General features: G+C 39.3%; 16 protein-coding genes. 6 read left to right on the top strand and 10 right to left on the bottom strand.

Translation table 11 applies throughout. The features are described 5' to 3' along the window. Nucleotides 1–215: 215 nt before the first annotated feature. Nucleotides 216–1,631 (top strand): ABC transporter substrate-binding protein, encoded by a 1,416-nt coding sequence (locus tag AC33VI_RS18075; RefSeq protein WP_491783654.1) that lies wholly within the window; start codon nucleotides 216–218, stop codon nucleotides 1,629–1,631. A 330-nt stretch (nucleotides 1,632–1,961) separates the two neighbouring features. On the opposite strand, the gene AC33VI_RS18070 is transcribed toward AC33VI_RS18075, so the two are convergent. Beyond that, a complete protein-coding gene (locus AC33VI_RS18070) occupies nucleotides 1,962–2,327 on the bottom strand; it encodes a four helix bundle protein (RefSeq protein ID WP_491783653.1) in 366 nt (121 codons plus the stop codon). 270 nt (nucleotides 2,328–2,597) lie between these two features. Between AC33VI_RS18070 and AC33VI_RS18065 the strand changes: the two genes are divergently transcribed. After that, nucleotides 2,598–4,112 carry an ATP-binding protein gene (locus tag AC33VI_RS18065; protein WP_491783652.1) on the top strand — a complete coding sequence of 505 codons (1,515 nt, stop codon included), beginning with the start codon at nucleotides 2,598–2,600 and terminating at the stop codon, nucleotides 4,110–4,112. A 78-nt stretch (nucleotides 4,113–4,190) separates the two neighbouring features. Beyond that, nucleotides 4,191–4,583, top strand: coding sequence for a response regulator (locus AC33VI_RS18060; protein WP_491783651.1), 393 nt, complete (start codon nucleotides 4,191–4,193; stop codon nucleotides 4,581–4,583). Nucleotides 4,584–4,847: 264 nt separating this feature from the next. On the opposite strand, the gene AC33VI_RS18055 is transcribed toward AC33VI_RS18060, so the two are convergent. Continuing rightward, nucleotides 4,848–7,091, bottom strand: coding sequence for a response regulator (locus AC33VI_RS18055; RefSeq protein ID WP_491783650.1), 2,244 nt, complete (start codon nucleotides 7,089–7,091; stop codon nucleotides 4,848–4,850). A gap of 512 nt (nucleotides 7,092–7,603) precedes the next feature. On the opposite strand from AC33VI_RS18055, the gene AC33VI_RS18050 reads away from it, so the two are divergent. After that, complete coding sequence (locus AC33VI_RS18050; RefSeq protein WP_491783649.1) at nucleotides 7,604–9,952, top strand: HAMP domain-containing protein; 2,349 nt, start codon at nucleotides 7,604–7,606, stop codon at nucleotides 9,950–9,952. A gap of 302 nt (nucleotides 9,953–10,254) precedes the next feature. After that, entirely contained in the window at nucleotides 10,255–12,693 is a 2,439-nt protein-coding gene (locus AC33VI_RS18045) for a hybrid sensor histidine kinase/response regulator (protein ID WP_491783648.1), read from the top strand. 111 nt (nucleotides 12,694–12,804) lie between these two features. Here the strand turns inward: AC33VI_RS18045 and AC33VI_RS18040 are convergent, their stop codons facing one another. Continuing rightward, the gene (locus tag AC33VI_RS18040; RefSeq protein WP_491783655.1) at nucleotides 12,805–14,817 is read right to left on the bottom strand and encodes an aldose epimerase family protein; all 2,013 of its coding nucleotides are present in this window, start codon (nucleotides 14,815–14,817) and stop codon (nucleotides 12,805–12,807) included. A 216-nt stretch (nucleotides 14,818–15,033) separates the two neighbouring features. Here AC33VI_RS18040 and AC33VI_RS18035 point away from each other — a divergent pair, with 216 nt between their 5' ends. Continuing rightward, the gene (locus AC33VI_RS18035; RefSeq protein ID WP_491783647.1) at nucleotides 15,034–15,834 is read left to right on the top strand and encodes an HAD-IIA family hydrolase; all 801 of its coding nucleotides are present in this window, start codon (nucleotides 15,034–15,036) and stop codon (nucleotides 15,832–15,834) included. 258 nt (nucleotides 15,835–16,092) lie between these two features. Here the strand turns inward: AC33VI_RS18035 and AC33VI_RS18030 are convergent, their stop codons facing one another. The 7 genes from AC33VI_RS18030 to AC33VI_RS18000 all read right to left on the bottom strand — a co-directional run. Beyond that, complete coding sequence (locus AC33VI_RS18030) at nucleotides 16,093–17,052, bottom strand: aldo/keto reductase (RefSeq protein ID WP_491783646.1); 960 nt, start codon at nucleotides 17,050–17,052, stop codon at nucleotides 16,093–16,095. A gap of 144 nt (nucleotides 17,053–17,196) precedes the next feature. Beyond that, nucleotides 17,197–17,673, bottom strand: a complete 477-nt coding sequence (locus AC33VI_RS18025; RefSeq protein WP_491783645.1) for a M67 family metallopeptidase — start codon at nucleotides 17,671–17,673, stop codon at nucleotides 17,197–17,199. A 67-nt stretch (nucleotides 17,674–17,740) separates the two neighbouring features. Continuing rightward, nucleotides 17,741–19,198 carry a PQQ-dependent sugar dehydrogenase gene (locus AC33VI_RS18020; RefSeq protein WP_491783644.1) on the bottom strand — a complete coding sequence of 486 codons (1,458 nt, stop codon included), beginning with the start codon at nucleotides 19,196–19,198 and terminating at the stop codon, nucleotides 17,741–17,743. A gap of 28 nt (nucleotides 19,199–19,226) precedes the next feature. Beyond that, nucleotides 19,227–20,192 (bottom strand): sll0787 family AIR synthase-like protein, encoded by a 966-nt coding sequence (locus AC33VI_RS18015; protein WP_491783643.1) that lies wholly within the window; start codon nucleotides 20,190–20,192, stop codon nucleotides 19,227–19,229. A gap of 234 nt (nucleotides 20,193–20,426) precedes the next feature. Next, a complete protein-coding gene (locus tag AC33VI_RS18010) occupies nucleotides 20,427–20,981 on the bottom strand; it encodes an MSMEG_0567/Sll0786 family nitrogen starvation N-acetyltransferase (RefSeq protein ID WP_491783642.1) in 555 nt (184 codons plus the stop codon). Between the two features lie 31 nt (nucleotides 20,982–21,012). Then, entirely contained in the window at nucleotides 21,013–22,092 is a 1,080-nt protein-coding gene (locus AC33VI_RS18005; RefSeq protein WP_491783641.1) for an MSMEG_0568 family radical SAM protein, read from the bottom strand. Beyond that, nucleotides 22,074–22,621: nitrilase-related carbon-nitrogen hydrolase (locus AC33VI_RS18000; RefSeq protein ID WP_491783640.1), on the bottom strand; the 548-nt coding region annotated here is incomplete at its 5' end. The genes AC33VI_RS18000 and AC33VI_RS18005, both read right to left, overlap by 19 nt.

Here is a 22,621-nt window from a genome sequence, read left to right as displayed (position 1 = left end):
GAGGCTTTTAATAGTATCGTTGTGGATAAAATTTCTCCCGAACAAGCTGCCGATCGAGCAATCTCCCAAATTGAAAAAATTTTTGTAGAATGGGAGCGATGAAGTAGAAAATCGCTTGCTAGTTCCTGCAAAAACTTCCCTAGTTATTCTCGATCGCATCCTATTGTGAAGAGCAATTTATTTTTGCTAAAGATTGGCTTGATTAAATGTGCGGTATGAAAAAATGGAGATATTTATTAATGGCGATCGCGATCTCCATTATTGTAATTGTCGCTTGTTCGGAGCAGGTCAATCTAAATCTTGAGACAAATCGAAATATACCAGGGGTTCAAGATGAACTCATGATTTGGTGGGAACAAGGCTTCAACCCAGAAGAAGATAAGGCAATCCTCAATCTAGTTGACAACTGGCAGAAGGAGACAGGTAATCAGGTTAAGCTGTCCTTTTTTTCCACTGACGAGCTAACAGCCAAGACTAAAAGAGCTATGGTTGTGGGCAATCTACCCGATCTGATGATGAACCCACAGGGCGATCGCCTGCTCTATCCTCAATTAGCTTGGCAAAATAAACTAGAAGATGTTACCGATCTTATCGAACCAATCGCAGACGATTATCCTGCCAATATTTTGAGAGCGATTACTTACTATAATTCCTCATTAGAAAGACGCGATTATTATGCCGTACCCATCGACCAGATGACCATCTTAATTTTTTATTGGCAAAATTTATTAGCTTCGGTAGGTTTAAACTCAGAAGATATTCCTCAAGACTGGGAAGGTTTTTGGCAGTTTTGGCAACAGGCACAGACTAAGTTGAAAACCGAACAAAATCGAGATATTTATGCTTTAGGGTTGCCCCTTGGGGACAGTAATAGCATAGATGATACGTACTTTTTGTTCGAGCAAATCTTAGAAGCATACGATATCTCGTTATTTAATCACAAAGGGGAACTGGCATTAGATCTCCCTGAAGTACGCCAGGGAATCATCAAGTGTCTTAATTGGTACAGTCAAATGTATCAACAAGGCTATATTCCCACCGATGCAGTGCAATGGACAGACACCGATAATAATCGCAGCTTGCTTAATCGCCAGGTTCTAATGACTCCGAATAATACTTTTTCGATTCCTGCCACCATAATTCAGGATAAAAATGTCTATTACAATCAGTTAGGTGTTTTAGAATTTCCAGATAAACTCAATGGCGAACCCATACGTCCCCTTGTGGCTGTTAGGCAAGCAGTTATCTTCAAAGATTCTCCTCATATATCTTTAGCCAAAAATTTTCTCAGCTATTACATTCAGCCGCAAATTGCGATCGCTTATCTCAAAGCTTCTAATAGTAGAACTCAGCCAGTCCGAACTTCAGTTTGGTCTGATGATTTTTGGCAGAATACTCAAGATCCTTATATTGCTAAGGGGAAAAAAGTCTTAACTTCCAATCAAACCAGATTGTGTTACAGCGTCCAACATCCCCCCTATAGCCAAGTATTCGCCGAAAACATTTGGGGTAAAGCTCTCAATCAAGTAACCGCAGATAAAATTAATCCCGAACTGGCAGCAGATAAAGCGATCGCCAGAATTAAAGATATTTTTGCTGAATGGGATAGAGAATTGACCGTTCATAATTGATGCTTGTAGTTTTTTCTCTAGTTATTCTCGATTGCTTTATATCCTGAAATTGTTCAAAGCGAATTCAAATATCACGACAACGCTTTTACATACCTCATATCTTCTGAGAGAGCAAGATTTAACTGCTCTCTTTTTTTGTACTGAAATGATCTTAAAGATTTGAACATTGAACATTGAACAGTTAATTTGAGGAGCATTGTCGGGTCTAAAACCCCTGCGTCACATAAGCTGTATGTTTCAGTTAGGGGGGTGAGCGAAATTTACGGTGGCAAAAATTAATTTCCCCGTTGTTTAAATAAAAAGTAACGAGTAAAAAGTAACGAGTAACGATTATTTATCCTTAAGCTTTTTAATAGTACTAATTAGTATCCGAATTATGCTATTTATTTCATCAATCATCGAGCTAAATTTCTTTGATGATATAATTCCAGATTGAATCATTATCTCAATCCAATAGCGGGTTTCACTGGCTTCTTTTAAGGCTATAGAATACTTCGAGATAAAATCAGCTCTGGACTGGGCAAATTCTCCTTCTGCTAAGTTTGCACCAATGCTAGTACTCGCTCTGAGAAATTGTTTTGCCAACACTTTACCTGCATCATCAAAGTGTCTCTTGTTTAATTCTGTGTAAGCTTTAATAGCTCGAATAGCAAATAATTTACTTCTATCTTGGATTGAAATGTTATTATTATTCATGATGAAAAATTGATCGTAGTAACTCAATTTTATCATCAACGAGTAGCAGCTTAATTGCCGTTACTCGTTACTTTTTACTCATTACTTAAAGCATCTTTATTATTTAACTCCCACACCTTTTTTCGTTCACCCCAGTTAGGGTTCAATCCCGCTCTACGAAACCTGATAAATGATAAATGATAAATGATTGAATGGTCGCGATCGCAAATCAAAACAAACACTATACATTAGGCTGCGGTATATTTTGAATAGTCGATCTACATAGCAATAATGTTTAGAGAACGCAACCACACGCCCAAAGCCGATATCTTAGCGATCGATGACACTCCAGAAAATTTGGCTTTGTTATCTCAGATGTTGACGAAAAAGGGATACAAAGTAAGAAGCGTTACTAAAGGAACTACGGCTATTAGAGGTGCAAAAGCAGTTCCTCCCGACTTGATTCTGCTGGATGTCAAGATGCCAGAAATGAACGGCTATGAGGTATGCCAGCAGCTAAAAGCAGACGATCGCACTAAAGATATTCCAATTATTTTTATTAGTGCCTTGGGGGATGTGTTCGATAAAGTAAAGGCATTTCAGGTTGGTGGTGTAGACTATATTACCAAACCGTTTCAGGTAGAGGAGGTATTAGCGAGGTTAGACACTCATTTAACCATTCGCAACCTGCAAATTAAACTTGAAGGGCAAAATAGTCAGCTACAGCAAGAAATAGCCGAAAAAAATGCAGCAGAAGACAAGTTTGCCAAAGCCTTTCGCGCTTGTCCCAATCCCATTGCGATCGCTAATTATAAATCTGGACAAATACTCGAAGTCAATCAAAGTTTTCTCCAAATGAGTGGCTACAATGCAACAGAAGTAGTCGAGCAGCAGATCGAACAAATTTACTCAAGCAAAGCTTTTGCCGTATATCAACAAGCACTACAAAAGTCAGATACTCAAGGTTTTGTTCGTAATCTAGAATTAGAATTTTCTACCAAATCGGGTCAAGTCAAAACGGTATTACTATCGATGGAGTTAATCGAATTGGATGGAATCAAATGCACCCTACAAATCCTCAACGATATTACCGAACGCAAACGCCTCGAAAATGAATTTATCTCTTTAGTCAGTCACGAACTTCGCACGCCAATGACTTCTACTATTGGTGCGTTAGATTTATTAAATTCAGGTCGATTAGGAACATTGAGCGATCGCGGCAAACAAATTTTACAGGTAGCTATCCGCAATAGCGAACGTTTAATTCGCTTGGTTAACGATATCCTCGATTTAGAAAGAATGAAATCGGGTAAAATTGCGATCGAGCCTATTGAGTGTAATCTCAAACCTCTGCTAGTTCAAGCTACTGAAACTATGCAGGCAATGGCTACTAAAGCGGAAGTTGAATTAATTTTAGAACCCTGCGATGTAGTTTTAAGCTTGGATAGCGATCGCATTTTGCAGGTATTAACCAATTTACTTAGTAACGGAATTAAATTTACCGAACCTAGAGGGAAAGTTAAACTACAAGCCCACCTTAAAGATAATCACTGTCAAATATTAGTCCGAGATACGGGTAGAGGTATTCCCGAAGATAAATTAGAATCTATCTTTGAACGTTTCCAACAGGTAGATGCTTCAGACTCTCGTAGTAAAGGTGGGACGGGTTTAGGATTAGCAATTTGCCGTCATATTATTGAAGGACATAACGGTAAAATCTGGGTGGAAAGTAAATTAAGTCAAGGAAGTACCTTTTATATAGAATTGCCCAGATCCCAAAAAGATGACTCGCCGAATCAACTGTAATCTCTGCAATCAAATTTCCCCAGTTCTTCCCGATCGCAATTTATATTAAGTCAGTCGGATTTATCTTGTGATGTAACCATGAGTAAAAATATTTTAATTATCGATGACGAAGAAGATGTCAAAGAGATCGCCCAAATGGGATTAGAAATGGCAGCAGATTGGCAAGTCATTACGGCAAGTTCGGGCAAAGAAGGCTTGAAATTGGCAGAAAATAACCAGCCAGAAGCGATCCTTTTAGATTTGATGATGCCCGAATGGGATGGCAAAGAAACCCTGAAACAGCTTAAACTCAATCAAAGTACTGCTAAGATTCCCGTAATTTTGATGACGGCAAAAAATCAGTCGGCGATTGTATCCGAACTAGCTGAATTAGATTTAGCAGGAGTCATCACAAAACCTTTTCGCCCTTTGGAATTGCCAGAGCAAATTACTAAAATTTTACTTACCAAACAAGCTGAAAATCTAAGATAAAGGGCTGCGCCCAGTTATTAGTTATTAGTTATTAGTTATTAGTTATTAGTTACTAGTTATTAGTTCCAATCAGGTATAGTTGAAGACGACTCAAGGAGTCGGAGTCTTGAACGAGATCGCGTTTCTAGTAGCTAGACAAAACTAAAAACTCAGGTCAGACCCCGCGCCGCCGTCAGGCGCAAGGGAATGCTGACCTGCAAAAACTAAAAACTAGAAACTAAAGATAAATGAAATTATCCGAGCAACTAGGCAATTAAATTATAGTTAACTGTCAACGCATTTCCGATAAAGAGTATGTAAGATTTGACCATCTTTGATAAATTCAGCTACGGCACAACTAAAAGCAACTTGAAACTTATCGCCTTCTAGAGAAGTAAATACTTGCTTTCTCAAGATAGTTAATAGTTCGGCTAAATGTTCTTTACTTTGAGTTTTGTTTAAATTGGGCATCCCAATCACAAAGTCACCATTACCCCAGTAGGCTTTTATTTCATCCTTACCCAAGGCAGTCTGGATTACTTTACCCCATTGGGCTAAAATTATATCGCCTATGATATGACTATGTTTTAAATTGATTTGCTGTAGTTCGGTTATTTTAAGTACGGTCAAACAAAATGGTTGGTTGAGATCTTTTGCCTGTTGTAATAGCCCTTCTATTTCTCGACTGCTTTGAGTACGATTGGTTAATCCTGTCAGACGATCTTGAGTAGTAAGGTTATGTAAGAGGCGACTGCGATCTAATCTATTATTTATCCTGGTAATAAGTTCTGCACTAATTACGGGTTTAGATATATAGTCATCTGCACCAATTTTAAATACCTGCTGGATAGTTTTAGCATCCTGTCGTGCGGTAAGAAACAATACGGGTAATTCTTGCCAATCTGGATCGCTGCGGAGAGCCTGACATAGTTCAATCCCATTAATTTCGGGCATTTCTACGTCGAGAATAATTAGATCGGGTTGAATTGTTGGTAACACCTGCCAAAATTTCCCAGATTCTGCGAGGATGCTCACTTTGATTCCCCAAGGTTCGAGGATCGAGCGCACAGCATCTAAAAATATAGGATCGTCATCGACAATTAGAATAGAAGTAGTTGCCGTCTGATTCTGCTCGATTAATCTCTTAGTAGTTTGCCAAATCACACTTGAGATTGCGGGTTTAGCTATGATGCTTCTCGCACCAGCACGGGATAGGGTAATGCGATCGCTTAAACTGTTGGTGTCAGATAAAACTACTGTAGGTATGGCAGGAGTACGAGAATATAATTCCCTAACTAAAGACAGATATTCTTGCTCATTAGTAGCAACTTCGATGTCTATAACCACGATATAGGGTAAATTATTCTGCAACCAAATTTTTCCCTCTGCAATACTGTCTACTCGATACCAACCCAAACCTTGAGTTCTACTTAGCTGCTGCAATTCTCGTTCTAAAATAGGATCGGCAGAGATTAGCAATAAATTTGTCTTGTCGATTGCCTCGGCTGGAGAAATATCTAAGGCTAATAAACTGTCTAAATCTGCTACTAAAGTAATAAATTGTTCTTGTTGTTGGGGGTTTAATACGAGATTTTCCTGTAGTAAAGTTTCAATATTGCGAGCAATATCCGTTCCTGTGTCTTGAGAAAACATTCCCAGAACCCCTGCTAGCTTGTGGGCTGCTTGTTCGGCTTGAAATTTTAAATCGGCGGATAATTGAGCTTGCTCGATTGAAATGACGGCATTTTGTAATACCTCCATGCGCTCAGACATCTTATGTTGATATTTGAGCCACATTTGTTCCATTTTACTCTCAAATACCTGCTCCACGGAATTGCTGTCGTCGGATGGTTGAGCAACTTTCGGATTGAGACGATAACCAATACCGTAAACGTTTTCAATCCAATCTACTACCCCAGCTTGTTTAAGTTTTTTACGCAACCCCTTAATGTGCGCCTTGACACTTTCTTCTAGGGGCGGATCGTCAAATGTCCAAATTTTATCTAGGATCTGCGATCGACTGAATATTCGCGCAGGATTACGCAGAAATACTTCTAATAAACTGTATTCTTTAGCCGTCAGTTTAATTAGCTGTTGATGATATCTAACTTCGCAACTACTAGGATCTAGAGTCAATCCATTAACATTTAAGACGCTGGTAGTAGCTACCCTTCCCCTGCGTGATAAGGCTCTTACTCTGGCGTTTAATTCTTCCAAATCTAGAGGTTTAGTCAAATAATCATCTGCCCCTGCATCCAAACCTAAAATGCGATCCTGACTAGCATTTTTAGCAGTCATCAAGAGAATAGGAGTCGTGTAATTTTGAGAACGCATTTTTTCACACAGGCTCACTCCATCCATTTCTGGCAGATTAACATCGAGTAAAATCAACTCATATTCGATCGCTTGCATACATTCCCAACCCATCTGACCATCTTCCGCTATGTCTACTACATGACGCTGGCTTGATAGAGAGCGTTTGAGTACGTCTGCTAGAATTTCATCATCATCAACTACTAAAATTCGCATAGCTCTAAGATCGTTTTGGTTATAATGCTCAATTAATTAATATCATGAAACCAACTAGGGAAAAACTAGGGAAGTTTTTAATTCGTGCTAGAAGTCTAATCTATGCAACAACGCCACAATCCATCTCTATTTATTCTCGATTGGTTTTTAATCTAATATCAAGCTAAGACAAATATCGAATGAGAGAAGAATTCAAAAATGAAATTTATCAATCGGATAGTTAGCGAATTTTTGACTCCTGATGAAATACTGAGTCAGCCAAAAAATATTACTAATCTCCTAAGTCGAGCGCAAAAGTAAATCATGCAAATTAACTGGAAAAAACTAATTATCAAAATCTTCTTATGGTTACTGATAGAAGTTATATTGAACTATATTGGGCTCGATAATCTAGCTGATTACAGCGAATTTATTCTGCTACCAAAAGTTACTATGCGATCGCAGCGTTCTTTGGCATGATAAATCAAGTAGAAAAGCTATCCTCGTAATTCTCTCTAATATTCTTTCGGCTAGTGCATAAGATAATTAAGTTCTATCGTAATTTATCTCTACAAAGTATTATCACCTTACCTTTTTTAGTTCAGATATTTGTCACAGTAAGTTTGGTGGGTTATTTTTCCTGGCGTAATGGGGAACAAGCGGTTAACAATGTCACCAGCCAACTCAGGAGTGAGGTGACTACTGGAGTAAAACAACACCTGAAAAGTTATCTTCAAACGCCACAATTAATCGTTCAGTTAAAACAAAATAGTATCAGCAACGAACAGCTAGACGCTGCTGATTTTGCCATGATGCAACAAGATTTTTGGTCAACTATTCGGTTGTTTGATTCCGTTCGTGCTATTTATCTGGGAAACGAGCAAGGAAAATTTATCTACAGTAAAAAGGAAGAAGGAAAATTTTACAGCAAGGAAGTACAAGAAAGTCCCAAACGCCAAACCTATACCTTAAATCTTCAAGGACAAAAACAAGAGTTAATTAACACCGATGAATACGATCCGCGGATACGTCCTTGGTATATTAATACTTTAAAGACTCAAGCAAATAACTGGAGTAAAATTTATACCTTTACTGGTGGAGAATTGGGCATCACCGCAGCAGGTTTGTTGAAAGATAGTCGGGGAAATACTCAAGGAATAGTTGGAGTAGATTTAGTTCTAAGCGGGATTAATCGCTTTTTACAAAGCATAGAAATCAGCGAAAATGGTCAAGTGTTTATTCTCGAACGAAATGGTTATTTGGTCGCTACCTCCACCAATGAAGCACCCTTTACCTACGATCGAGCTACTGCCAAAGAACAGCGTCTCAAAGCTATTAATAGCCAGAATATATTAGTTAGAGCAACCACCCAATATATTACTGAGTATTTTAGTACCTTAAACCAGGTAAATCGCCTCCAGCAACTCGAATTTAAGCTAGAACGTAAAAATCAATTAGTTCAAATTGTACCCTATCAAGATAAGCTGGGCTTAGATTGGTTGATCGTAGTGGTAATGCCAGAAGCAGACTTTATGGCAGAAATTGAAAACAATACCCGCAACACTATTTGGTTATGTCTGTTAGCAGGCGCGATCGCAACTCTCCTGGGCATCTATACTTCTCATAAAATTGCCCAACCCATTGCTAATCTCAGCCAGGTAACTAGTATTATTGCTCGTAGTGCGAAGGCAAAAAATACCAGTACTAACTTATATCCCGTCGTTAAAGCTAAAAGTATCATTGAGCTACAAATATTAGCTAGATCGTTTAATGAGATGGTGATTCAGCTACAGGAAGCCTTTAGAGATCTGGAAAATTCCAATCAAACCTTAGAAAATCGCGTTCAACAAAGAACAAAAGCTTTAATGGTAGCAAAAGAAGTTGCTGATACTGCCAATCGCGCTAAAAGCGAGTTTTTAGCTAACATGAGTCATGAATTACGCACTCCCCTTCATGCTATTTTGGGTTTTACTCAGGTAGCTTTGCAAGATGCCGCTCTCAAACCCCAGCAAAGAGAAAACTTGTTAACTGTCAAGCGTAGTGGAGAACATTTACTAACTTTAATTAATGATGTTTTGTCAATGTCTAAAATAGAGGCAGGTTCGCTTTCTATAGATGTTAAACCCTTCGATCTGCATCTGTTATTAGATAATTTGGGTCGAATGTTTCAATTACAATCCCAGCACAAAAACATCAGGCTAATATTTAATTTACCGCCTAATCTACCTCAACATATTAAAACCGATCCCGTTAAACTCAATCAAATTCTCATTAATTTAATTGAAAACGGCATTAAATTTACCGAAAAAGGTAGTGTCACTTTAAACCTCGAATTAATCAGACAATCCCAACAGACAATTTTGGCATTTGCCGTTAACGATACTGGAAGTGGCATCTTACCATCACAGCTAGAATCGATCTTTATTCCTTTTAGCCAAACTGGAAAATGGGGATACGAAGGTACTGGTTTAGGCTTATCTATTTGTCAGCAGTTTGTTCGCTTGTTAGGGGGAAATATTACCGTTAGTAGTAAACTCGGACAAGGCTCATCATTTCAATTCCAAATTCCGATTACTGTGACTGGACAAGACAATTCAACTATTGCACCAGCAATTTGCAACCTGAAATTTACTCCTCCCGAAGAACGAAAATTATTTAAATCCGACTGGGCAAATATGCCAACAGAATGGATCGAACGGCTACATCATGCTGCGATCGCAGTTGACAGCGATTTAATTCTACAGCTAATTTCCCAAATCCCCCCAGAAGAAACTCATCTGGCTCAAGGATTGACTAGAATGCTCCAAAACTTTGAATACGATGAAATTGTTGAACTGGCAGAAAGAGAGTTAGGGGATTTAGACAATAGACTTCTTGCCTGAGATCAGGGGTCCAATAAAATAGGACAAACTAGGACAGTCTTCTCTATACTTGGGTTTGGATACCCAAAAAGATCGATTGAGAAAGAAAAAAAGAATAAACAAAAACATTATCAAAAAAATACTTGTGCAAGAGGTCTAATTTTAAAGATGAAAATGAACTAAGATATAACCAGTGAGTAATTTATAGCCGATCGAGACAACTTAGGGTTTGTCTGGGCTTAATTTTTGTTTGAGTATCGCTCAACCGATCGCTAGATATAATTCATATAAGTATCAGTAGTATCTCACTGTAGTCCCCCTAAATGAAATTACCGCAGTTGTCCTTAACTACGAAGATCGCCAACTATTTCTTACTGTTGGCATTAATAACTGTCGGTATCGTCGGTGGAGTGGCATATTTTCGAGCCAGGGAAGCTTTAGAACAAGCAGCATTCGATCGCCTGAATGTGGCAGCGACTTTAAAAGAACAAGAGATTAGGCGGTGGTTTGAAGCGCGACAAAGGGATTTTTTGCAAACTACCCAGATGCCCGACGTGCAGAGTAGTTTAACTGTTTTACTTAATTCTCAAGATGAAGCAGCAAAGCAACGGGCATATGGAGTATTAGAGAGATATTTAGTTCGAGTTAATGAGATTAAACCCAGTCTCAGGGAGATATTTATTTTAGATCGCAGTAATAAGATTGTGTTTTCGACTAATAAAGAGCGAGAAGGAGATTATGAGATCTTAGCTAATATCACCTATGTCGAAAATGTGGAAGAGGGGGCTAACTTTTCCCCGATTTTTTATGTTTCCCCCATCACCAGAAAACCAGCAATTACTTTAGCCAAGCCTCTGGAAAATCGCCAGGGAATGATTTTAGTCGATTTGGATCTCGAACGTATAGATAGCATTGTCAGGGAAAAGACAGGATTGGGAGAGAGTGGCGAAAGTTATTTAGTGGGTTCATTAATTAGCCAGAATAGCTTTATTGCGGGTAAATCGGAGTCGGTTAAAGATTTACCTAATGATATTGAGAGTCCTGGTATCAATGCAGCCATGAGTGGCATGAGTGGTTCGGGACTTTATCGCAACTATGCAGATGATTCTGTCTTGGGTGTCTATCGCTGGCTGAACGAACAGGATATTGCTTTGCTGGTAGAAATTACTCAGGATGAGGCTTTCGAGCCTGCTCGTAAATTGGCTAGTGCGATCGTTTTAGTATCTCTGATTTCTGTAGCAGGATTATCCATCGGGGTGAATTGGTTGGCATTGCAACTATCTGCTTCCCGCCAACAGTTAGAACAATTCAGTCAACAATTACAGATTAAGGCGAAAGAAGCGGAGGCTGCTAACCTAGCTAAAAGCTCATTTCTAGCCAATATGAGTCACGAGCTACGCACTCCCTTGAATGCAATCTTGGGTTTCTCTCAATTAATGTCGCGGGATGTCACTATTACCAACAACCAAAAAGAGTCATTAGATATTATCAATCGTAGTGGCGAACATTTGCTCAATCTGATTAATGATGTGCTGGAGATGTCGAAGATTGAAGCAGGTAAAATTACCCTAGATCTTACAGCTTTCGATCTGCATCAATTATTGCAAACAATTCAGGCGATGTTTCAAATTAGAGCCGAATCTAAAGGGTTGTGGTTTAAATTTGAACTGGCGGATAATCTACCCCAATATATTGTCGGCGATTCTCGCAAGTTGCGTCAGTTGTTAATTAACTTGTTAAGTAATGCAGTAAAATTTACTCAGACTGGAGGAGTAACCTTACGAACATTTACTTGTAAAAGCGATCGCCCGTTAGAAGATGAAGTTAAGCTGTGCTTTGTAATAGCCGATACGGGCAAGGGTATTGCCCCAGAAGAATTAGAGAAGCTATTCGATCCTTTTGTACAAACAAAGAGCGGGATTCAGTCGGAAAGTGGTACTGGATTAGGTTTAGCTATTAGTCGTCAGTTTGCAGAATTAATGGGTGGTTCAATTCAAGCAGATAGCGTCTTAGGAGAAGGTTCAACTTTTAATTTTGATATCCAAGTAGTTTTAACAGAGCGATCGCAGGTGAAAGTATTATCTTCATCCCAAACGGTAAAACACCTTGCACTCCAACAACCTAAGTACCGTCTGGCTATAATTGACGATCGCGAGACAAATCGTTTGGCTTTACTAAAATTACTACAGTCAGTTGGTTTTGAACCCCGTACCGCTAACAATGGGGCTGAAGCGATCGCTCTTTGGCACGAGTGGCAACCTGACTTGATCTGGATGGATATGAGAATGCCCGTTATGGATGGCTATAAAGCAACCCAAACGATTAAAAGTCATCCCCAAGGCAAAGCAACAATTATTATCGCCTTAACTGCTTCGGCGTTTGAAGAACAAAGAGAAAAAGTTATCCAGGCTGGTTGCGATGATTTTGTCCCCAAACCTTTTTCCGAACAAACTATTTTTGATAAGTTGACGCAGCATTTAGGGGTAAAGTTTATCTACGAATCGGAAGTTCAACATCTTGCTGATAAATCTGTCAAAGCTGTAAAATCCATTACCTTGAAAGATCTAGAATGTTTGCCGTCAGAATTAGTTAGCGAACTCAATCAAGCTGCGATCGCTGTTGATGGTGAGAAGATCGAGCAGTTAATTACTCAGATTTCCCATACTCAACAACATATTGCTCAAAAAATATCAGAGATGCTGGCTAAATATGACTTTGATGCAATTATAGATTTGACAGACAGTTTTAACAGTCAGACTTGAACAAGCTAAACCAGCGATCGCTCGATACTTATTACTTATTACTTATTACTTATTACTTATTACTTATTACTTATTACTTATTACTTATGCACAGCACTAGTAGAATATTTCCTAGGGCAACCCTGGAATTTGCAGGCGGATGCGATAAAGACTGGTTCTGGCAGTAATATAAAGAGTTTGATAATCTTCGTCGCCCCAGGCGATATTAGCAGGAGGTTCGGGGGTTTCAATAATGCCTAGTAAATCCCCTTGGGGAGAGAAAACCCAAACTCCTCCTGGTGCAGTACTATAAATATTTCCTTTGACATCTACTTTCATACCATCTGCTGCCCCTTTTTCGCTTGGAGGTTCTAGTTCGGCAAAAACTTTCCCATTGTCTAGCATTCCGTCTGACCGAACATCAAATACGCGAATATGACCCTCTTCTGAATCATTCACATATAGTTTTGTTTCGTCGGGGGAAAAGGCAATACCATTAGGACGGACAAAATCATCTACGAGTAAAGTTAATGTCCCATCTGGTGCGAGACGGTAAACACCATAAAAACCTAATTCCTCCTGTTCGGGTTCAATGCCATAGGGAGGATCGGTAAAATAAATGCTACCATCAGATTTTACGGCTAGATCGTTAGGACTATTTAATTGCTTGCCTTGATATCGATCGGCTAAAGTTACGACCCGTCCATCTTTTTCTGTACGAGACACGCGACGATTGCCATGTTCCCCAGTAATTAAACGCCCCTCAAGGTCAAAAGTATTACCATTAGCATTGCCAGAAGGTTGACGAAAAACCTCGGTGTTTTGCTTGGGCTGCCATTGATAAATAGTATTAGCTGGAATATCGCTAAATAATAAAAAGCCGTCAGGATGCCACAAAGGTCCTTCGGTAAACTCAAATCCTGTTGCTACTTTTTCTACTTGGGCATTAGGAGCAATAATTTCTGCCAGTTTATCTTGTTTGGTATAAAACTTATGTACCATTACGTGCTGGTAAGTTGCACCTGGACGCAGGATTGTTGAAGGAAAATTGGGCTGATTAACCGAGTTGGGAAAATGTTGTGTTTCTAAACACAAACCTTGATGATTTTGATAAATAGCACCTCCTTTCCCTTGGGTTTCAAGCTCGCCGAAATTGCCAGAAAAAAACTGCATTCCTGGTTGATTAGTATTAAGCTCCATTACCCTACCCGATTTAGGCTCGTATAAAGTTGCTGCCAGTTTAATTTTGTCCGATTCCCCATTCAGAACATAATTGAGGTCGTAGCCTCCTGGATATTGTTGCTTAAGGGTGTTTCTCAGCTGATTCATTCCCTCGCCAATCAACCGAGACTGAGTGAAATCATAGGGCGTATCTTTAACCGATGCGATCGCACCTGTAGGGATGTTTTGTTCGTTGCTAGGAGTATATTTATCTCCATTAATGGTTAAATATTGTCCTAGGATGTTCCCGCTATTGTGATCAGCCAAGTTCCAATAGGAGTGATTAACTAGATTAACAGGAGTAGGCTTGTCAGTTGTAGCAGTCATTTCTAGCTTTAACTCATTATCGTTAGTGAGAGTGTAAATAGCTGTCACTTGCAAATTACCTGGATAGCCTTCGTCTCCATCAGGACTGAGATAAGTTAGTTTTACGGCTTGTCCTCGATCGCTTTTAATTGGTTCAGCTTGCCAAACCACTTTGTCAAAACCTTTATTACCACCGTGTAGGTAATGGGGAGAGGCATTCGCAGCTAGATTATATTCTCGACCATCGAGAATGAACCGAGCATCTTCAATCCTGTTAGCGACGCGACCAACAACTGCGCCAAAATATAAGTAGCGGTTGGCTGTAAAATAGTCTTCTAAATTGTCGAATCCCAGCACTACATCGTTTAGCTCGCCTTTATTGTCAGGCAAGTGTAATTCAGTCAGAATTGCTCCGTAATTGGTTATCTTAGCTATTAAGCCATTGTTATTGGTTAAGGTATATAGATCGACTTTTTGACCGTCTTCAGTCCGACCAAATTCCGTCTTTGTTACATTATTGTTTTCTTTTGAGGTATGGTCATTTTCCGTGGCGTAAGCTCGATTTGGCTTAAATCCTTGGTAGGTATCTACGTTTACTGCAAGTAAACTAATTCCCATCACGGTAAAAACTGTGAGAAATTTTTTTAACATCGAAAAGCGCGAAAATAGTTTGATTTTAGGTAATTGTAGTCTTTTTAGCTGCCAAATACTTCTTAAATACCTACGTTTATGTGTAGCAAACATTTAGTGATTTGATATAACATCGTCTTGACTAATTGTTAGCTTCATAATCAAAAATTCTATAATAATCACGAACGCTGGTTAGAAATATTTATGTCACCCGAACTAGAAACACAGAATTTGGCAGAACTGCATTCTAAAGAAGCGTTCATTTGCGACATGGACGGAGTAATCTATCACGGCAATCGACTCTTGCCTGGGGTACTAGAATTTGTTAATTGGTTGAAAGCCGAGAAGAAGAAATTTCTCTTTCTCACCAACAGTAGCGAACGTTCTCCGAGAGAATTGAGAGAGAAATTACAACGCCTTGGAGTCGAAGTTGCAGTCGAAAACTTTTATACTAGTGCTTTGGCGACGGCAGCATTTTTAGCGCAACAAAAACCAGGAGGTAGTGCTTTTGTAATTGGGGAGGCGGGACTGACCAATGCTCTTTATGAAGCTGGCTTTTCGATGAACGATACTTCCCCCGATTATGTAGTGGTAGGAGAAACTCGCAGCTATAGCTATGAAAAACTCGAACTTGCTACTTCTCTAGTTATAAAAGGTGCGAAACTAATCGGCACTAATCCCGATCTCACTGGTCCTTCAGAAAAAGGTATCGTTCCCGCTACGGGTGCTTTGATTTCACCTTTAGAATTGGCTACCAACTCGAAAGCTTATTTTATCGGCAAGCCCAATCCATTAATCATGCGGAATGCCTTAAAAAAATTAGCCTGCTCCAGAGAAGAAACCGCGATCGTGGGCGATCGCATGGATACCGATATTATTGCTGGCATAGAATCGGAAATTGATACGGTATTAGTTTTGAGTGGAGTTAGCAACACCGAAAATATCGATCGCTTTGCCTATCGACCCAAATACATACTCGACGGTGTAGGAATTCTCGTACCTTGAACCAATGATCGATCATTGGTGACAAGTTACAGCCGTTTTCAGTTGAATAGCTCTCTGGGAAAATTTACTAGTTCGTAGTTTTTAGTTTTTAGTTTTTAGTTTTTAGTTCTTAGTTCTTAGTTTTTAAAGTTTAATTATGTGGTCTACCCATGTGAAAAGCGCAGTAAGAAAAGGAAAGTCTCTAAACCTACTACCTACTACCTAAAAGCGATTGACTTTAAACTATCAATATGAATATAAGTAGCAAGGTTACTACAATTACCAGTTCCACATTACGGGATTATCATCGAGACTATCTGTTACCTGTCTGCTAATACGATCTATGTCATTCAATTCTTCAGTAGACAATTTAATGTTAGCAGCTTGAGCATTGTCTTTTGCTTGTTCTGGGCTTCTCGCTCCTGCGATCGCATTACTTTGAGGTTGAGCAATTAACCATGCCAGAGAAAGCTGGGCTAAAGTACAATTATGCTTTTGGGCAATTGGTTTTAGCTGCTCTAAAGCTTGTTGAGCGCGTTTGAAGTTTTCTCCTTGAAATAGAACGTTAGCACTACGATGATCTCCTTCTTTAAATTGATGACCTGGGCGAAATTTACCCGTTAGCAATCCTTGAGCTAAGGAAGAATAAGCCAAAACAGAAATATTATGCTCTATACAATAAGGTACAGCATCCCGTTCGATCTTGCGCCAGAACAAAGAATAAGGCGGTTGTAAACTGTCAATTCTGCCAAAGTTCGATGCTTCTTCTAACTGTTGGCGGTTGAAATTAGAAACCCCAATCGCTCTGATTTTGCCATCCTCTTTGAGTTTATTCAAAGCACTCATTGTTTCTTCTATTGGTACTAGTTCGTTACCAAATGAACCAGAAGGCCAATGAATTTGATAGAGATCGAGATAGTCTGTTTGGAGATTTTTTAAAGAGCGATCGCAAGCTTCAATTACTTGCTCGTATTTAAGGTGATTGGCAAATACTTTAGAAGCATATTCTACACGATCGCGGATATCAGACACAGCCTGGGCGACAATTCTCTCTGAATGTCCTTCGCCATAAACTTCTGCCGTATCAATAGTAGTGATTCCAGCATCAACAGCAGCCCGAATTGCTCGAATACTTTCATTGTCATCAATTCCTGCCCACATTTTTTTCCCAGCTTGCCATGTTCCCATGAGAATTGGGGTGATTTGAACTTCGGAGTTTCCCAGCGTTCTCTTTTTCATTGAAGTTACTAATAAAGAAGTGAAAGTAGTTGAAAGAATTTGCTCTACTCAAGTACCAGTAATATAAATATCATAGGTTATACCAAACAAAGTGAAGTCAAGATTGGTCAAAGCAATTAATAGTTTTAACTCTGCCTAAAAGTTCTAGATTTCCATTCCAGGCAGTACAGCGATTTCTTGATAGCTGAAATCAATAAACTGAAACAGTTTAGAACAGACTATTACATCTTTTTGAATATCGATGACTAAATGAGCTACTGGATAAAGTGGTCTTCCTTCATACAGAGCATTATTTTGATCTTCATTGCTAAAATACGCTCCCACATTCGGATGGGAATGATAAATTACAGTCACGGGATTTTCAGAAGCGATATTTTGGCTGAGAAAGAGAGAATCTTGCGAAGAAAAGACAAACCCTTGTCGGGCATTTCGAGGATATCGAACTGGATCTTCTTGGTGTAAGCGATCGAGAATATTTTTGCAGGGTCTGATTCCTCGTTTCATAATCAATCCGCAGCATTCATTAGGATAACTTTGACGGGCATGAAAATAAATTTGATCGAGGACTTGGGTAGAAATAAGCTCGTCGATCTTTTGGGATGTTAAAGAAATATCGCTCAATAGATATGTTCGATCTGTACAACTCCATCTTTAATATACTTACTTTATTCGGAAAATACGCAGCAAATCAAGATCGATTTTTCGCAGCAGAAACAAGTTTTCTCACTTTACCATCTTGCTTGGATGTGACATATATTTCTCCTGCTTGGTCTACGCCAAATCGTACATCGGATCTATCTTTACCAATAATTTCTAGAACAGAAGTTTCACCCTCTCCATCAAAAAGTCTGAGTTCTTTTACTTCTGCTTGTTTGCCGTTGACAAGTTCATCTACGGGGACATGAAAAAATCTTGCATCACTGCCAAAATCCGCAAAAATATATTGACCAATTAATTCGGGAATTGCCTTACCGCGATAAACATAACCACCAGTAATGGCAACGGCAAAATAATCTGTTTCAGGCGGTATGTCGTGGTCGTATTGAGCAACAGGATAAGTATAATTATATCTATTATCATCTTGAGGTAATGGGAACAAAACATTTTCATTGTCTTCTTCGATTACCCAAGTCCCTTCTCGATTGCCCCATCCATAATTAGCCCCTTTGATACCCAGATTGACTTCTTCAATAAAATTTTGCCCAGTATCGGCAATTAGCATTTTACCTTCCCCTCCTGTGTCCCAGGAAAAACGATGAGGATTACGCAATCCATAAGCCCAGATTTCAGCTAGAGCCAAAGGGTTACTATCCGCAACCAAGGGGTTATCATCGGGAATGCCATATTGACCATTGGCACTATTTTTGCCCAAAGGATCGATTCGGAGTATTTTACCCAATGGTGTTCCCAAATCCTGCCCACTATCCAAAGGATCGGTGTCGCTAACAGGAAAGCCGTCACTACCACCATCAGCTACAGCAATGTAGAGTAAGCCGTAATCAGCATCTCCTGGTTTAGCGTTGGGATTAAAGCCTAATTGTCCCACATTATGATCTGGGTAAGGTTCTTCAATCCGCAAAATTTCACGGGATGTTCCTGCAAAAGTATTGCTCGAAGGCTCTGTTGCTTTCCACTCCCGAATTACATCGTGATGGGAACTTTCAATAATGTTTTTGTCACTGTCAAAAATGGTTTTAGTCACTGGAAAGTCAGGAATACCACTATCTTTAAGTTCGCTAGTTACAGTATAAAAAATTCCATTTTGAGCAAATTCTGGATGAAAAGTAAAGTAAGCAAAGCCCTGTTGAACACTTTCATAAGTAAAATCTGCACAAATTAATTGTTTCAGATTCATATAAACAGTAGCAGTGTTATTAACAATGACATACAATTTCCCACGCATATCGTTAACAAATAATCGTCCGCTACCATCTTTTGCATGGGTGAGTAGGTTCAAACGAGCTGCCTTTTGTATATCGGTGCCACTATTGGGAATTTGAACAATTTCTTCTAAACTGACAGTAAGTTCTGACTTTTTAATCGGTTCGGGAATAGGATTGGTTATTTGAGCAAGTGTAATTGTAGTAAAAACTAATAATACAGAGATAATGGAAGTGATAAAATAGAAAAAGGGAAATCTTTTCATCTAGAATATGCGTTAAAATAATACTCTTCTAATTCAAAATAAATCGATCGCTCTTGAAATTCCAAAATAAATGAGATTGTCGATCTGATTTTAAGATCAATTGAGAACCCTCTTTTATTTCGCCAACTACAGTACAAGAAATATGATTATTATTAAATTGCTGTTGAACTTTAGCTAAATGTTCGGGCGCAACCGATAGCAAAAACCCATAACTAGGAAAGCACAATAACCAAGTTTCTAAACTGACATTTTTTGGCTGCACAATACTATCTAAATTCAAAACTGCACCGCATTGAGAAGCTTCAATTAACATCAAAAGAGTGCCAATAATTCCGCCCATACTAATATCTTTACCCGCATTACACAAATTATGCTCTGCTAAATGAGGCAAAATATTCAAATTACTTTGTAATTTAGCTGGCAAAGATTTGGTAGCAGCATTCCAAAAAGGAAACTTGGGGTGCATTTTCCCCGACATATCTATAGAGGCGACTAATAAATCTCCAGGTTGGGCTGCAAAACTACTAATTAACTTTTTTGCTCGTCCTAAAATAGCTACGCTTAGAGCATTATAGGCACTATGGAAATTAGTATGTCCGCCGACAATAGGCAGATTAAAAGCAAGAGAGGCAGCTTTTATTCCTTCCATTAGGGGAATAGCCTTGGCATTATCTTCCGTCCAAATTGTATCCACAATTGCGATCGCAACTCCCCCCATAGCTGCAATATCGCTGACATTTACCATCACCGCACACCAACCAGCAAACCAAGGATCTGATTCTACTAAGACGTGCCACATCCCTTCTGATGCCAACAGAAGATAACCATCACCATCGGCAATAGCAGCACAATCATCACCAACCTGGATTTTGCTATCCCTATGTAAACCTAAAATTTGGCTGGCAAGTTGGATATCTTGTTTTTGAATGATACCTAAAGACTGTTTTAGTTTTGCTGCTAATTGTTCTAGGTTGATAGTCGGGCGATCGCTCATATTCTAAATTATCATTTTACTGCGCTTTTCACATGGGTAGACCACATAATTAAACTTTAAGAGAGTGTTCGTAAATGATTATTAAGAGTACTGCAAGCCTCATATCTAGGAGTTTAAGGCTATTTATATTTCCTGCTGGTGCTAAAAACATCTGCAATTCGTGTAAATAAATGGTTTTACATTAGTTTACGAACACTCTCTAAGAACTAAGAACTAAAAACTAAAAACTAAAAACTACGAACTCGTAAATTTTCCAAGAGAGCTATTCAACTGAAAACGGCTGTAAGATGCCGATAATTGCTGTAGCTGCATGGGTAAGCTGGGACGACTTTGATTTGTAGGGGGATAAAAGTCCAAATCAGCTTCCATTAAATGATGGGGTCGATCGCAAATATTAATTTCCTCAACTGAATTCCAATGTAATCTTTGAAAAAAGCGCACGTTGGGTAATTGAACCGTAGCTAAAAAGCGATCGCATCCCCAAGTATTGGCAGTAGTTACTGCCTTATTAATTAATCCTTTGCCAATTTTCCAACCTCGTCGATAATCTGGATGTGTTCCCAGCCTACCCCCATACCAAAGTCCAGGTTCGGGTTCGTAGATCCTGACAACTCCCACAACTTTAGAGTCGTAATTAATTGCAACAATAGGATAAGCAATTGAGTCGTATTCATCGCGATCGCTATTTTTGAAAATTCCTTGTTCCTGACAGAAAATTTGCTGTCTTAATAAAAAATAGGCTTCTATCTCTGCTGGGGATGTGGCTAGTTTAAATTGATAGTTAGTCACTTGTTAGTTGTTAGTTGTTAGTTGTTAGTTGTTAAGGATTAATATTTTCAAAAGTAGATAATGCCGAACAAGCACCACATTTGGCACAGCCAGCCTTAATATCCTGGGAAAACATACCAGCTTGATTTAGCATTGTTCCTACCCGTTCGTAAATGGAATACATAAATTCACTACTAGGGGGTTGATGGTTTGCTAAAGGCGTACCCGTGATGGGAACAAAAGGGACGACAAAGGGATAAACTCCCAGTTTAATCAGGCGATCGCAAGTCGCTATAATCATCTCTAAACTATCCCCCAAACCTGCCAAAATATAGGTACTTACTTGACCCCAGCCAAAGATTTTGACTGCTGCCTCAAATGCCTGAAAGTAATAATCTAAAGATACTTTGGCTTTCCCTGGCATAATGCGATCGCGTACCTTGGGTTCGATTACCTCAATGTGCATTCCCAGGGTATCTATTCCAGCCTCTTTCATCTTGTCAAACCAAGCAAAATCATCGGGGGGTTCGCATTGAGCCTGAATTGGTAAATTAACCCTGGCTTTTACTGCTTTGGCGCATTCAATCAAATAGGCTGCACCTCGATCTGTGGTGTTGGGTGTACCTGTAGTCATTACTAATTGTTCGATACCATCCAGTTTAACTGCTGCTTCGGCGACTTCTGCTAACTGTGCGGGAGTTTTTTGGGGAATGGTTTTTCCTGCTGCTAAAGATTGTTCGATCGCGCAAAATTGACAAGCTGTATTGCGGTTGCTATAGCGAATGCAAGTTTGTAATACTGTGGTCGCCAAAACGTTATGACTGTGTAATAGAGCAATCTGACTGTAGGGAATTCCGTCAGCGGTTTTGAGATTATAAAATTTGGGTTGATCGGGGAATTCTATGGTTGCAATAGAGCGATTGTTCTTCTGCAAACACATACCAGGATTTGTCTCTACGGTGTATGGTGATTCGGCTGCAATACTGGTATGAACGGGAATCATCACCGTTGTTCCATCTATTGTGACTGCTTTATGATCTGAGGGTCCTGCCCCGCCTTTTCTTCCCGTGTCGCGATCGAGCAGTTTTAAACCCTGAGACTGTAATTGAGTAATTAATTTTCGTTTGTCCATTGATTTATTAATGGTAAAGTCGGACTAGAATCATTTGATATTTCTTCGTTAGTTGAATTTATCGATCGCTTATCGGCAGTCTCAATCGACGGAGTAGAATTATTATTGTGAGAATTAGTTTGTTGCCAGACGGTATAAGAATCTCGATTGACTTTCAGTTGCAGCAGATCGGGGCGGGAATAATGTCCGACAGAATCCATCATTCGTTTGCGTTTGGTAATGAGAGAAAAATCAAGCTCGGCGATCGCCATTCCTTCTCCTTCTGTAATAGGTTCGCATAGGGGTACGCCTTCAGGAGAAATAATGGTAGTGTAGCAACCACCAGTCAGAACTCTTTGTAAGCCTTCATTGGGACAAATTTGCGTCACTTGTTCGGGACTCAGCCAGCCAGTGGAATTAACCACAAAGCAACTAGCCTCTAAAGCATGATGTCTGATCGTTACTTCCGTCTGATCGGCAAAGATTTGACCCACCATCGAACCAGGAAATTGAGCGCAATGTATTTGTTCCTGCTGTGCCATCAGGCTAT

The organism is Waterburya sp., assembly GCF_058530065.1.
This window is presented reverse-complemented; position numbering and strand designations above follow the sequence as displayed.

Coding starts and splice junctions, on each gene's coding strand:
- AC33VI_RS18075 (WP_491783654.1), top strand. CDS start 216: ATGAAAAAATGGAGATATTTATTAATGGCGATCGCGATCTCCATTATT.
- AC33VI_RS18070 (WP_491783653.1), bottom strand. CDS start 2,327: ATGAATAATAATAACATTTCAATCCAAGATAGAAGTAAATTATTTGCT.
- AC33VI_RS18065 (WP_491783652.1), top strand. CDS start 2,598: ATGTTTAGAGAACGCAACCACACGCCCAAAGCCGATATCTTAGCGATC.
- AC33VI_RS18060 (WP_491783651.1), top strand. CDS start 4,191: ATGAGTAAAAATATTTTAATTATCGATGACGAAGAAGATGTCAAAGAG.
- AC33VI_RS18055 (WP_491783650.1), bottom strand. CDS start 7,091: ATGCGAATTTTAGTAGTTGATGATGATGAAATTCTAGCAGACGTACTC.
- AC33VI_RS18045 (WP_491783648.1), top strand. CDS start 10,255: ATGAAATTACCGCAGTTGTCCTTAACTACGAAGATCGCCAACTATTTC.
- AC33VI_RS18040 (WP_491783655.1), bottom strand. CDS start 14,817: ATGGGAATTAGTTTACTTGCAGTAAACGTAGATACCTACCAAGGATTT.
- AC33VI_RS18035 (WP_491783647.1), top strand. CDS start 15,034: ATGTCACCCGAACTAGAAACACAGAATTTGGCAGAACTGCATTCTAAA.
- AC33VI_RS18030 (WP_491783646.1), bottom strand. CDS start 17,052: ATGAAAAAGAGAACGCTGGGAAACTCCGAAGTTCAAATCACCCCAATT.
- AC33VI_RS18020 (WP_491783644.1), bottom strand. CDS start 19,198: ATGAAAAGATTTCCCTTTTTCTATTTTATCACTTCCATTATCTCTGTA.
- AC33VI_RS18015 (WP_491783643.1), bottom strand. CDS start 20,192: ATGAGCGATCGCCCGACTATCAACCTAGAACAATTAGCAGCAAAACTA.
- AC33VI_RS18005 (WP_491783641.1), bottom strand. CDS start 22,092: ATGGACAAACGAAAATTAATTACTCAATTACAGTCTCAGGGTTTAAAA.